We start from the raw sequence: 11,798 nt of genomic DNA, 5'->3' as shown, positions 1-11,798 counted from the left end.
CTGCCGTGCCGGCCACCAGCCATACGCATACCCAGACGACGACGCCGGGTCGCGGCCCAGGCGTCTCGATTCGATGAACCGGTGGACCACGACCAACCCGTCAACTGTGCAAGCTCGGCCAAACAGAAGACTATCGGCCTGCCGTCCTGGCATCGAAATCGCCGGGCTACGGGAAGTGGCCGGACAAGACCTTAGCCGCAAACGCGCCGGGCATGTCAGACCCCGGTGAAGACGCGGTTGACGTCGGCGGTGGCGAGCACGCCGTAGATGTCGCCGCCGTGCTCCACCAGCAGGTACTCCCCCGCGGGAGCCGAGCGCATGGCGTCGATGAGCGGCTCGCCGGTCAGGTCGGCGGCCAGCACCATGGTCGGTTCGAGCGCCTTGGCCAGCGAGCCCACGTCGACCCACGGGCGCCGGTGCTCGGGGGTGGCCTGGACGGCGGCCTCGTTGACGATGGCGACCGGCCGTCCGTCGTGGTCGACCACCACCATGGCGCCGGCCCGCTGCTCGGCGGCCTGCCGCAGCGCCTCGGCCAGCGGCGTCTCGGCCGCCACCGGGATCGCCCTGCGGGCCAGCGCGCGCGCGTTGACCTGCGGGATGCGGGCGCGGATGCGGGCCACGCGCAGCGACTGGGTGGCGCCCATCCAGATGAAGGAGGCCAGCACCACCGGCCACAGCAGTTCGACGGGGTCGAACTCCTGCCCGCTCGTCATCGACGTCGCGAACGGCAGGACGACCAGCAGCACGGCCAGCACGCGCCCGCCCCAGGCGGCCACGACCGTGCCGGAGCCGGGGTTCCTGGTCAGCTTCCACACGCCCGCGCGCAGCATCCGGCCGCCGTCGAGCGGCAGGCCGGGCAGCAGGTTGAACACGCCGACGATGAGGTTGGCCACCCACAGCTGCCAGATGAGCACCTCGGCGATGCCGCCGTCGTTGATCACGTACGTGTCGGCGAGCAGGCCGAGCCCGGCCAGGCCCAGCGACAGGGCCGGCCCGGCGGCGGCGACCAGGAACTCCTTGCCCGGCGTGGGCGGCTCCTTCTCGATCTCCGACACGCCGCCGAGGAAGTAGAGGGTGATCCGGCGCACCGGCAGGCCGAACGCCTTGGCCAGCACGCTGTGGGCCAGCTCGTGCAGCAGCACCGAGACGTAGAGCAGCACGGCGAAGACGAAGGCCACCGCGTAGGCGACGGTGTTGTCCAGCTCGGGCAGCATGTCGCGCATGCGGGGGCCGAACATGACGGTGATGAAGGCAGCGACGATGAACCACGTCCAGGAGACGTACACCGGGATGCCGAAGGGCCGCCCCATCCGAAGGCCGGGGAACTCCTGACGCGGGCTCTGCTCGCTCACCGCACTCCTCGTACGTCCATTACGTGCTGTTGCTGCCTCGATGCTACGCGCCGGATCACGTGATCCTCGTCCCGGCGAGGGTTATTCTGTCGGGCTCTTGACCTAGAGTGCGGTGCATGACGTTGACCGAACCGGTGATCATCGGAGCTCTCTCCCCGTCCCGGGCAGGCGATTTCATGACCTGTCCCCTGCTCTACCGGTTCCGGGTCATCGACCAGCTGCCCGAGAAACCCTCCCCCGCGGCCGTGCGCGGCACCGTGGTGCACGCCGTGCTGGAGCGGCTCTACGACCTGCCGGCGCCGCGCCGGTCGGTGCAGGCGGCGCTGGAGCTGCTGGAGCCCCAGTGGCAGCGGCTGCTGCAGGAGGACGAGCAGTACGCGCGGATGTTCGCCGACGACGCCGAGCAGGCCGAGTGGCTGGCGCAGGCGCGGGCGATGCTGGAGCGCTACTTCACGCTGGAGGACCCGACCCGGCTGGAGCCGGCCGAGCGCGAGCTCTACGTGCAGGCGGTGCTGGAGGGCGGCCTGATGCTGCGGGGCTACGTCGACCGGCTCGACGTGGCGCCCACCGGCGAGGTCCGGGTGGTCGACTACAAGACGGGCAGCGCGCCTGGCCCCGACTTCGAGGCCAAGGCGCTGTTCCAGATGAAGTTCTACGCGCTGGTGCTGTGGCGGCTGCGCGGGCAGGTGCCCCGGCTGCTGCAGCTGGTCTACCTGGGCGGGCGCGGCGAGGTGCTGCGTTACGCCCCCGACGAGGCCGACCTGCTGGCCACCGAGCGCAAGGTGATGGCGCTGTGGACGGCGATCGAGCGGGCGCTGGAGACCGGCGAGTGGCGGGCGCGCCGCAGCAAGCTGTGCGACTGGTGCGACCACCAGGCGTTGTGCCCGGAGTTCGGCGGCACCCCGCCGCCGGTGCCCGACCGCCAGCCGGGCGACACGGTGCGCAGCAACCGGCGCGCGGCCACCGACGAGCTGTAGCCCTCCGACAGGCCGCCCCTTATCCTCCGGAGGGAGGAGTTCAAGGCTCTCACCTGGGCCTACAGTGAAGCGGTGCGGATCGACCGACCCCTGTTCCACGACACGGTCCTGGCCGTGGTGGTGGCCGCGGCCTCGGTGACGCTCTTCCTTCTCTACGGGCCCGAGCGCCTGGAGCCGGCGGAGCTGACGACGGTGAGCATGCGCGCGCCCGACGGGCTCGGGGCGTCGCTGCTGGTGCTGGCCGCCGCGCCCATCGCGGTGCGCAGGCGCTGGCCGCTGGCGGCGCTGTGCGCGGGCCTGATCCCCGAGACGGCGCTGACCGCGCTGGGTTACGGCACCGGCGCGTCGGGGGTGTCCAGCCTGGTGCTGGTGTACTCGGTGGCCTCCAACCGGGGGCTGGCGGTGGCGCTGGGCGGGCTGCTGGTCTCGCTGCTGACGTACGCGGTGGGGGCGCTGGCGGGCCCGGTCACGCCGCCGGGCGTGAGCGGGCACGTGGTGGCGGTCCTGGTGTTGCTGGCGGTCTGGGGGGCGGGCAGGAGCCTGCGGCTGCGGCGGGCGTACCTGGAGGAGTTGCGCGACCGGGCGGCCAGGCTGGAGCGGGCCCACGCGGCCGACACGCGGGCCGCGCGGGCCGAGGAGCGCTCGCGCATCGCCCGTGAGCTGCACGACGTGGTGGCCCACCACGTGAGCGTGATGACGGTGCAGGCGGCCGCGGCGCGGCGGGTGCTGGCCGCCGATCCCGACTTGGCGCGGGAGGCGCTGTCGGCGATCGAGAACACCGGGCGGCTGGCCATGTCCGAGATGCGCAACATCGTGGGCGTGCTGCGTACCGACGCGCGGGCCGAGCTGGGGCCGCAGCCGGGCGTGGGCGACCTGCCGGGGCTGGTGGAGCAGATGCGCGAGGCGGGGCTGCCCACGCGGCTGCAGGTGGAGGGCGAGCCGCGGCCGCTGCCCGCCGGGGTCGACCTGGCCGCCTACCGGCTGGTCCAGGAGGGGCTGACGAACAGCCTGCGGCACGCGGGGGCCGGGGCCGAGGCGGTGGTCACCGTCTCCCACGACCCCTCGGGCCTTGACGTACGCGTCGAGGACGACGGCCGGGGCACGGCGCCGGCGGCCGACCGGCCGGGCCACGGCCTGGTCGGCATTCGCGAGCGGGTCGCACTCTATGGTGGAATTCTGAACATCGGTCCGCGACCGGGGGGCGGTTTCGAGGTGCGGGCGAGGTTCCCGTTGAAGGACGGCCAATGACGATCAGAGTGCTGCTGGTGGACGACCAGCCGCTGCTGCGCACGGGATTCCGCCTGATCTTGGAGGCCGAGTCCGACATCACGGTGGTCGGCCAGGCCGGCGACGGCAACGGCGCGATGGAGCAGACCAGGGCGCTGCTGCCCGACGTGGTGCTCATGGACATCCGCATGCCGGGCGTCGACGGCATCGAGGCGACCCGCCGGATCGTGCGGGAGGCCGCGCCCACCGCGCACGTGCCGAAGGTGCTGGTGCTGACCACGTTCGACCTCGACGAGTACATCGTGGAGGCGCTGCGGTCGGGGGCGTCGGGCTTCCTGCTGAAGGACGTGCCGCCCGACGAGCTGGTGCAGGCGATCCGGGTGGTGGCGGCGGGCGACGCGATCGTGGCGCCGAGCGTGACCAGGCGGCTGCTCGACCGGTTCTCCAAGCGGCTGCCCTCGGCCTACGAGCAGGCCACGCCGGCCCGTCTCGACCGGCTGACCGAGCGGGAGCTGGAGGTGCTGCGGCTGATCGCCAAGGGCATGTCCAACGCGGAGATCGCGGCCAAGCTCGTGGTGAGCGAGACGACGGTCAAGACGCACGTGGGCAACGTGCTGACCAAGCTGGGGCTGCGCGACCGGGTGCAGGCCGTGGTGCTGGCGTACGAGACCGGGCTGATCACGCCCGGCGCGATGTCCTGAGGCCGCCGCCCCGGCAGGAGGGCGGCGGCCGCAAGGTCAGGCCCGCGTTCAGGCCCGATCAGGCTCGGTTCAGGCCTGGGTCGCCGCGGCGGTCGCGGCGGCGGGCGCGTTCTCCGGGAAGTGGCAGGCCACGCGGTGGCCGCCGGCCAGCTCCTCCAGCGGAGGCTCGACCGTCTTGCAGATCTCCTGCGCCTTCCAGCAGCGGGTGTGGAAGCGGCAGGCCGGCGGCGGGTTGAGCGGGCTCGGCACGTCGCCGGTGAGCCGGATGCGCTCGCGTTCCTTGCGCGCCTTGGGGTCGGGCACGGGCACGGCCGACAGCAGGGCGTTGGTGTAGGGGTGCATCGGCGAGCTGTAGAGGCTCTTGCGGTCGGCGATCTCGACGATCTTGCCCAGGTACATGACCGCGACCCGGTCGCTGATGTGGCGCACCACCGACAGGTCGTGGGCGATCACGACGTAGGTCAGGTCGAGCTCGTTCTGCAGGTCCTCCAGCAGGTTGACGACCTGGGCCTGGATGGACACGTCGAGCGCCGAGACCGGCTCGTCGGCGATGATGAGCTTGGGCTTGAGCGCGAGCGTGCGGGCGATGCCGATGCGCTGCCGCTGACCGCCGGAGAACTCGTGCGGGTAGCGGTTGTAGTGCTCGGGGTTGAGCCCGACCAGGGCGAGGATGTCCTGGACCGCCTTCTTGACGCCGTTCTCGGTCTGCACGCCCTGGATGCGGAAGGGCGCGCCGACGATGGTGCCGACGGTGTGGCGGGGGTTCAGCGACGAGAACGGGTCCTGGAAGATCATCTGCATGTCGCGGCGGAGCGGCCTGAGCCTGCCCTGCCCCATGTGCGTGATGTCCTGGCCCTCGAAGACGACCTTGCCGCCGGTCGGCTCAAGGAGCCTGGTGACCAGGCGGCCGGTGGTGGACTTGCCGCAGCCGGACTCCCCCACCAGGCCGAGCGTCTCGCCCTTGTAGACGTCGAAGCTGACCCCGTCGACCGCCTTGACGGCGCCGACCTGCCGCTTGAGCAGGCCCTTCGTCACCGGGAAGTGCTTCTCCAGCCCCTGGACGGAAAGAAGCGGCTCGTTCGCGGTCACCGTCTCGCTCACTGGCTCTCCAGCACTGGCTTGATCTCGTTCTCCCACAGCTCCCGCCGCTCCGTCCTGCTCATGTGGCAGCGCACCAGGTGGCCGCCCTCGGTCTCGATCAGGCCGGGCACCTCACCGCTGGACTTGCCCCCGGTGCGCTCGGCGTAGGGACAGCGGGGGTGGAAGGCGCAGCCCGGAGGCACGTTGATCAGGGACGGCGGCGAGCCCTTGATCGGCAGCAGCCGTTCGGTGGGCTCCCGGTCGAGGCGGGGCATCGATCCCAGTAGACCCCATGTGTAGGGGTGCTCGGGACGGTAGAAGATGTCGTCGGCGGTGCCGTACTCGATGCACTTGCCGCCGTACATGACCAGGATGTCGTCGGACAGCTCGGCCACCACGCCCAGGTCGTGGGTGATGATGATCAGCGCGGAGTTGAACTCGCGCTGCAGGTCGACCATGAGGTCGAGGATCTGGGCCTGCACGGTCACGTCGAGCGCGGTGGTCGGCTCGTCGGCGATGAGCAGTTCGGGGTCGCACGACAGCGCCATGGCGATCATCGCGCGCTGGCGCATGCCGCCGGAGAACTCGTGCGGGTAGGAGTCGACGCGGCGCTGCGGCTCGGGGATGCCCACGCGGCCCAGCATGTCCACGGCGTGCTTCTTGGCGACGGCCTTGGTGACCTTGTGGTGGATCCGGTACGCCTCGACGATCTGGTCGCCGACCGTGTAGAAGGGGTGCATGGCCGACAGCGGATCCTGGAAGATCATCGCCATCTTCTTGCCGCGCAGCCCGCGCACGTGCTCCTGCGAGGCGCCCACGAGCTCCTCGCCGTCGAGCCAGATCTCGCCCGAGACGTTGGCGCCCTTGCCCTTGTGCAGGCCGAGGATGCCGAGGCTGGTCACCGACTTGCCCGAGCCGGACTCGCCGACGATGCCGAGGGTCTTGCCGCGTTCGAGGCTGAAGGTCAGCCCGTCGACGGACCTGACCAGGCCGTCGTCGGTCGGGAAGTGGATCTTCAGGTCCTTGACGTCGAGAAAGGGACTCACGCCAGCCTCACTCTCGGGTCAACGACCGCGTAGAGCAGGTCGACGATCAGGTTGGCCAGGATGATGAAGGCCGCCGCGACGATCGTGACGCCCATCACCTGGGGAAGGTCGTTGTTGCTGATGGCGTCGACGGCGTACTTGCCGATGCCGGGCAGCGAGAAGGTGCTCTCGGTCAGGACGGCGCCGCCGAGCAGCAGCCCCAGGTCGAGACCGAACATGGTGACCACGGGGGTGAGCGTGGCCCGCAACCCGTGTTTGACCACCACCTTCCGCTCGGGCACGCCCTTGGCCCTGGCCGTGCGGATGTAGTCCTCCGACATGGTCTCCAGCATGCCCGCGCGGGTGAGGCGGGCGTAGCCGGCGGCGTACAGGAAGGCGAGCGTCACCCAGGGCAGCATGAGGTTGTTGGCCCAGGTGAGCGGGTCTTCGCTGATCGGCACCCAGTCGGCCACGTCGCCGACCAGGCCGAGCTGGTCGCGGAAGATGGCCAGGGAGACGATGCCGGTGAAGAAGATCGGCAGCGAGACGCCGGCCAGGGCGATGCCCATGGACAGGCGGTCGAAGAAGCTGCCGCGGCGCAGCGCCGACAACACGCCGGTGGCCACGCCGAAGATGACCCACACCACGGCCGCGCCCAGCGCCAGCGACAAGGTGATCGGCAGGCGGTTGAGCAGGTCGGGCAGGACCGGGTTCTGGCTGACGTAGCTGTAGCCGAAGCAGGGCGCCGGGCAGTGCTCGATGCCGGGGCCGTAGTTGCGGTCGACGCCGACGAAGATGCCCTGCACGAAACGTCCGTACTGGACCAGGATCGGGTCGTAGAAGCCGAGGCGCACAGCCGTGTCGTGGATCACCTCGGCGTTGGCCGCCTTGCCCACGTACCGGGAGGCCAGGTCGTCAGCGGACATCCCAGCGAGCCGAGGCACGAGGAAGAAGATGGCGAACGTCGCGATGCTCACCACGAAGAGCAGCATGACGGCCGCTATCAACCGTCTGAGAATGTATGTGAACACTGATCTCGGCCATGGCGGCCGGGCCTTGTGAGCCCGGCCGCCGAAGCCTTCACCTGCTTTCGGTACGTGACGTTCCGGCAGTTAGCGCCGTTGCTACTGGGTGCTCAGCGTGAGGAACTCGTACATGCCCCAGTTCTGGGAGACGAAGACGTTCTTCAGCTGCGGCGGACGGTAGAACAGGCCGTGCGCCCAGACGTAGGGAAGGATGTAGGCCGACTCCATGACCTGCTTGTCGACGGCGGCCCAGATGCTGTTGCGCTTGGTCGCGTCGGTCTCGCCCGCGGCCTGGTCGATCAGCTCGTCGATCTTGGGGTCCTTCACGCCGAGGTTGGTGTTACCGGCGGGACGGATGACCCGGCTGTCGACGATCTGCTGGAAGAAGCCGAAGCCCTCGGGGTAGTCGGCGCCCCAGCCGTAGACCATGAGGCCCAGGTTGTTCTTCTTGGCGAAGTCGGGCTTGCCGGCGTACAGCTTGAAGTAGTCACCCTGCGGGAAGCCCTTGAGCTCCAGCTTGATGCCCACGCGGCCGAGCGACTGCTGCAGCGACTCGGCGGTCTGCTTCTCGGCCGAGCGCTCGTTGCGGAAGGAGATGGTGGTGCTGAAGCCGTTGGGCTGGCCGCAGGCCGCCAGTTCTTCCTTGGCCTTGGCGATGTCACCGGTCGGGTTGGCCTCGACGCCGTAGGGGTCGATCTTCTCGTAGCCGGTCATCTTGGCCGGCATGAGGCTGAGGGCCACGTCGCCACCGGCGTCCGGGCCGCCGTAGGCGCCCTGGATGGCCGAGCGGTCCGTCGCATACAGCACGGCCTTGCGGCAGTGGATGTTGTCGAACGGCGGCACGTCACCGTTGATGTTGGTGAACCAGGTGCGGTCGATCGGGGCCGAGTCGGCGTACTGCTTGACCTTGTCGTCGGTCAGCACGGTCTTGCGGGCGTTGGCCGCGACACCGGTGCTGTTGACCTTGACGTCGATCTTGCCGGAGAGCAGACGCTGGTCGAGGTCGTCCTCGTTCTGGCCGAGCAGCACCTCGATCGAGTCGTTGAGCTGCTTGCGGTTGGGGTCGGTCGCCGCGTCCCAGTTCGGGTTCTTGACGAGCTCGATGCGCTTGGTGAGCTCGTGCGACTTGAACATGTACGGGCCGGTCGCGACCGGGTGCTCCTTGTACTTCGAGCCGGTGTCCTTGGCCTCGGGCACGGGGGCCGTCTGCGGGAGCATGGCGAAGTAGTCGAAACCGCCGTACGCCTTCTTCAGGTGGAAGACGATCGTCTGGTCGTCGGGGGTCTCGATCGCCTTGAAGTCGTCGAGCTTGCCCTTCATCTTGTACGGGCCGGTGTAGCTGCCGACGTCGAGCCAGTCGTTGAAGTACGTCGGGCCGCTGGGCAGGATGTCCTTGTCCAGCGAGCGCGCCACGCCGTACTTGACGTCCTTCGAGGTCACGGGGGTGCCGTCCTCGAACTTGACGCCCTTGCGCAGCTTGTACGTCCACGTCTTGCCGCCGTCGCTCGGCGTGCCCAGGCCCTCGGCGAGGTCGCCGACGAGCTGCAGGCCCTCCTCGCCGGGGACCGGCTTGAACATGGTGAGCGCGCGCGTGTAGAGGCGGGCGAAGTTCCAGGCGTAGCCGTAGTACATGTCGCCCGGGTCCACCGAGTCGAAGTCGCCGGGCATGCCCATGTGGAGGGTGCCGCCGACCTTGTCCGACGGGTTGATGACCGCCGTCACACCCGCGTTGTACTTGCTGGACGGCTTGTCGTCGCTGCCCGAGCCGCTGGTGTTCTTGCTGCCACCGCCGCCGCCGCACGCGGAGACGACCACGGCGAGAGCGGCGGTCACCGCGATCGCCGACGCCTTAGATCTCATCTTCATCGACCTGACACACCCCTTGAATCTAGGAGTTGAGAGAACTTGCGGATAACTACTCACGAGGCCTTATCGGGCCTTGGGATCGAAGGCGTCCCTGAGGCCGTCACCGAGCAGGTTGAACGCCAGCACGGTGATGAAGATCGCGAGGCCGGGGAAGATCATGAAGTTGGGCGCCACGTCGTAGTTGTGGACCGCCTCAGCCAGCATGCCTCCCCACGTGGGGGTCGGCGGCCGCACGCCCACGCCGAGGAAGGAGAGTGCGGCCTCGAACAGGATGTTCGACGGGATCAGCAGCGTCGAGTACACGAGGATCGGCGCGAGCAGGTTGGGCAGGATCTCCTTGAACAGGATCGTGTGGTTGCGCGCGCCCAGGCTTCTGGAGGCGTCGACGAACTCCCGCTCGCGCAGGGAGAGCGTCTGGCCCCGGATGATGCGCCCGATGTAGGGCCAGTTGAAGAAGCCGATGATGAACACCAGCAGGCTGATCCTGAGGGTGTCGCCCGACATGCCGAACGCCTTGTCGGGGATGACGCCGGCCAGCGCCAGCGCGAACACCAGCAGCGGGAAGGCGAGGAAGATGTCCATCAGGCGGGAGATGATGGTGTCGATCCAGCCGCCGAAGAAGCCGGCGATCATGCCGAGCACGGTGCCGATCACCACGCACAGCAGCGTCGCGAAGAACGCGATCAGCAGCGAGATGCGGGCGCCGTACAGGATCCGGCTGAACAGGTCGCGGCCCGTGGTGGGCTCGACACCGAACAGGAAGTCCCAGCTCATGCCGCCGAAGGCGCCGATCGGAGCCTGGATCGCCGGGTCGATCTTCTCCCGGTGCCATTCGGCCGGGTCGTGACCGAGCCACGACACCAGCAGCGGCGCGAAGATCGCCACGAGGATCAGCAGGACGATGACGATGCCGCCGGTCATCGCGATGCGGTCGCGCTTGAGGCGCATCCAGGCGATCTGCCCGAGGGAACGCCCCCGGATGACTGAAGACTCCGCCCCCTCAAGAACGGTCTCCGGCCCGGCCTCGACGGCCGAGTCAGGAAGATCGAGCGGTGCGGTCATGCCAGTGGCCCCCTGGATTCCAGACGACGTCGTCCGTGTCGGCGCGACCCGGTCAGGGTAGTGCGCCCGTGCAAGGCGAGTCCGCAGAGTCGCGGCCCCAGGAGGCAGAATCTATGGCCTGAGCTGGTATGACCAGTCCCTCAGCGCTCGATGTGGCTCAACTGTGATTGACGCGAAACTTATTCGTATCGATCTTGATGTGAATGTCTACGGGCCGTCCCGGTTGGGTCTCGGAACTGTGACAGTGCCGATCCACGACCGTTTCCGTCCGAAATCAGCTGATGCCGCGGCGCTTCAGAAGCGCTTCGATATCGGAGAAGTCATCGTCGTTCTTGGCGGTCTTCGGGGCCACCGACGGCTGGGTCTTGTTCGCTACGGGCTGAACCGGCGGCTTCCCGCCCGGCTCGGGAGCGGCCTTCTTCTTGCGCCCCACGGACAGCCTGCGGCCGCGCATCACCCCGGACACCACGAACAGCACGGCGGCCAGGCCCGCCACGGCCACACCGGCCCACACCATCGGGTTGAGCACCAGCCCGGTGACGAACCCCACCGCGGTCGCCCCGATCGTCCACAGCGCGCTGAGCGCGCCAGTCAGGTAGGCCGCCACCGGCAGCAGGGACCAGGCCGCCAGCCGCATCCCCGCGGCCGCTCCCCGGCGCCTGAAGGCCAGGAAGCTCAGCACCAGCCCCACCGCCGTCACCCCGGCGCACAGCGGCAACCAGGCGATCTGATTGAACATTAAGGCCGCCCCTCGTCTCGACTACGCCTTCCATCCTGGCACGCGAAACGACGGGGGCCCCTCCTCCGCGAGGACCAGACGCCCCCTAGGGGATCAGCGCGCGCAGATCGGCGACGCCGACGTCGGCCAGCGAGGAGACCACCAGCCGGCCGGGGGCCGGCTCGACGGGCAGCAGGTTGGGCACGGCCACGACGGCGCAGCCGGCCGCCGTGGCGGCCGCCACGCCGTTGGGTGAGTCCTCCAGCACCACGCAGCGCACCGGCTCGACGCCGAGCAGCCCGGCGGCCTTGAGGTAGGGCTCGGGGTCGGGCTTGGTCCGCTCGACGTCGGCGGCGGTGACGACGAGGTCGAAGCGGTCTTCGCCGAAGCCCTTCAGCACGGCGTCGGCGATCTCCCGCATCGACGAGGTGACCAGGCCGACCGGCACCCCCTCGTCGCGCAGCGCCTCCAGCAGCTCCGCGGCCCCGGGCATGACGGCGACGCCCTCGGCCAGGCGCTCGACCATGCCGGAGACCATCCACTCCTGCACCGTCGGCGCCGGCACGTCGGCCCCGGAGACGGCGAGCATGTAGTCGAGCGTGCGCTCCATGGACCCGCCGACCAGGTGGGCCTGGTGCTGCGGCGTCCACTCGGCGCCGAGCCTGGCCATCACCCTGGTCTCGATCTCCAGCCAGACCTTCTCGCTGTCGACGAGCAGGCCGTCCATGTCGAAGAAGACCGCTTCCACGTGCTTTCCCCCGATGA

The 11,798-nt window shown here is 69.4% G+C and carries 11 protein-coding genes; 3 read left to right on the top strand and 8 right to left on the bottom strand.

Going from position 1 to position 11,798, the window contains the following annotated elements; all coding sequences use genetic code 11:
* Positions 1 to 215 precede the first annotated feature (215 nt).
* Positions 216 to 1,352 carry a site-2 protease family protein gene (locus AB0J71_RS30705; protein ID WP_352326888.1) on the bottom strand — a complete coding sequence of 379 codons (1,137 nt, stop codon included), beginning with the start codon at positions 1,350 to 1,352 and terminating at the stop codon, positions 216 to 218.
* Between the two features lie 116 nt (positions 1,353 to 1,468).
* Here AB0J71_RS30705 and AB0J71_RS30700 point away from each other — a divergent pair, with 116 nt between their 5' ends.
* The 3 genes from AB0J71_RS30700 to AB0J71_RS30690 all read left to right on the top strand — a co-directional run bounded on the left by AB0J71_RS30700 (position 1,469) and on the right by AB0J71_RS30690 (position 4,257).
* Complete coding sequence (locus AB0J71_RS30700) at positions 1,469 to 2,329, top strand: RecB family exonuclease (protein WP_352326887.1); 861 nt, start codon at positions 1,469 to 1,471, stop codon at positions 2,327 to 2,329.
* Positions 2,330 to 2,401: 72 nt separating this feature from the next.
* Complete coding sequence (locus AB0J71_RS30695) at positions 2,402 to 3,577, top strand: sensor histidine kinase (protein WP_352326886.1); 1,176 nt, start codon at positions 2,402 to 2,404, stop codon at positions 3,575 to 3,577.
* A complete protein-coding gene (locus AB0J71_RS30690; RefSeq protein ID WP_352326885.1) occupies positions 3,574 to 4,257 on the top strand; it encodes a response regulator transcription factor in 684 nt (227 codons plus the stop codon). Before AB0J71_RS30695 ends, AB0J71_RS30690 begins: the two co-directional genes overlap by 4 nt.
* Before the next feature lie 69 nt (positions 4,258 to 4,326).
* On the opposite strand, the gene AB0J71_RS30685 is transcribed toward AB0J71_RS30690, so the two are convergent.
* The 7 genes from AB0J71_RS30685 to AB0J71_RS30655 all read right to left on the bottom strand — a co-directional run bounded on the left by AB0J71_RS30685 (position 4,327) and on the right by AB0J71_RS30655 (position 11,781).
* Complete coding sequence (locus AB0J71_RS30685; RefSeq protein ID WP_352326884.1) at positions 4,327 to 5,358, bottom strand: dipeptide ABC transporter ATP-binding protein; 1,032 nt, start codon at positions 5,356 to 5,358, stop codon at positions 4,327 to 4,329.
* Positions 5,355 to 6,383 carry an ABC transporter ATP-binding protein gene (locus AB0J71_RS30680; RefSeq protein WP_352326883.1) on the bottom strand — a complete coding sequence of 343 codons (1,029 nt, stop codon included), beginning with the start codon at positions 6,381 to 6,383 and terminating at the stop codon, positions 5,355 to 5,357. The genes AB0J71_RS30685 and AB0J71_RS30680 overlap by 4 nt, the downstream gene beginning before the upstream one ends.
* Positions 6,380 to 7,393, bottom strand: a complete 1,014-nt coding sequence (locus AB0J71_RS30675; RefSeq protein WP_364417239.1) for an ABC transporter permease — start codon at positions 7,391 to 7,393, stop codon at positions 6,380 to 6,382. Before AB0J71_RS30675 ends, AB0J71_RS30680 begins: the two co-directional genes overlap by 4 nt.
* A gap of 93 nt (positions 7,394 to 7,486) precedes the next feature.
* Positions 7,487 to 9,253 carry an ABC transporter substrate-binding protein gene (locus tag AB0J71_RS30670; protein WP_352330500.1) on the bottom strand — a complete coding sequence of 589 codons (1,767 nt, stop codon included), beginning with the start codon at positions 9,251 to 9,253 and terminating at the stop codon, positions 7,487 to 7,489.
* 63 nt (positions 9,254 to 9,316) lie between these two features.
* A complete protein-coding gene (locus AB0J71_RS30665) occupies positions 9,317 to 10,315 on the bottom strand; it encodes an ABC transporter permease (RefSeq protein ID WP_352330502.1) in 999 nt (332 codons plus the stop codon).
* Positions 10,316 to 10,589: 274 nt separating this feature from the next.
* Positions 10,590 to 11,054 carry a cellulose synthase gene (locus AB0J71_RS30660; RefSeq protein WP_352330504.1) on the bottom strand — a complete coding sequence of 155 codons (465 nt, stop codon included), beginning with the start codon at positions 11,052 to 11,054 and terminating at the stop codon, positions 10,590 to 10,592.
* 85 nt (positions 11,055 to 11,139) lie between these two features.
* Positions 11,140 to 11,781, bottom strand: a complete 642-nt coding sequence (locus AB0J71_RS30655; RefSeq protein WP_364417237.1) for an HAD family phosphatase — start codon at positions 11,779 to 11,781, stop codon at positions 11,140 to 11,142.
* Between the last annotated feature and the right edge of the window lie 17 nt (positions 11,782 to 11,798).

It is taken from the genome of Nonomuraea sp. NPDC049637 (assembly GCF_040675235.1).
GTDB lineage: Bacteria > Actinomycetota > Actinomycetes > Streptosporangiales > Streptosporangiaceae > Nonomuraea.
Note: the sequence above shows the minus strand (reverse complement) of the source record. Positions and strands in the feature narration are given on the sequence as shown.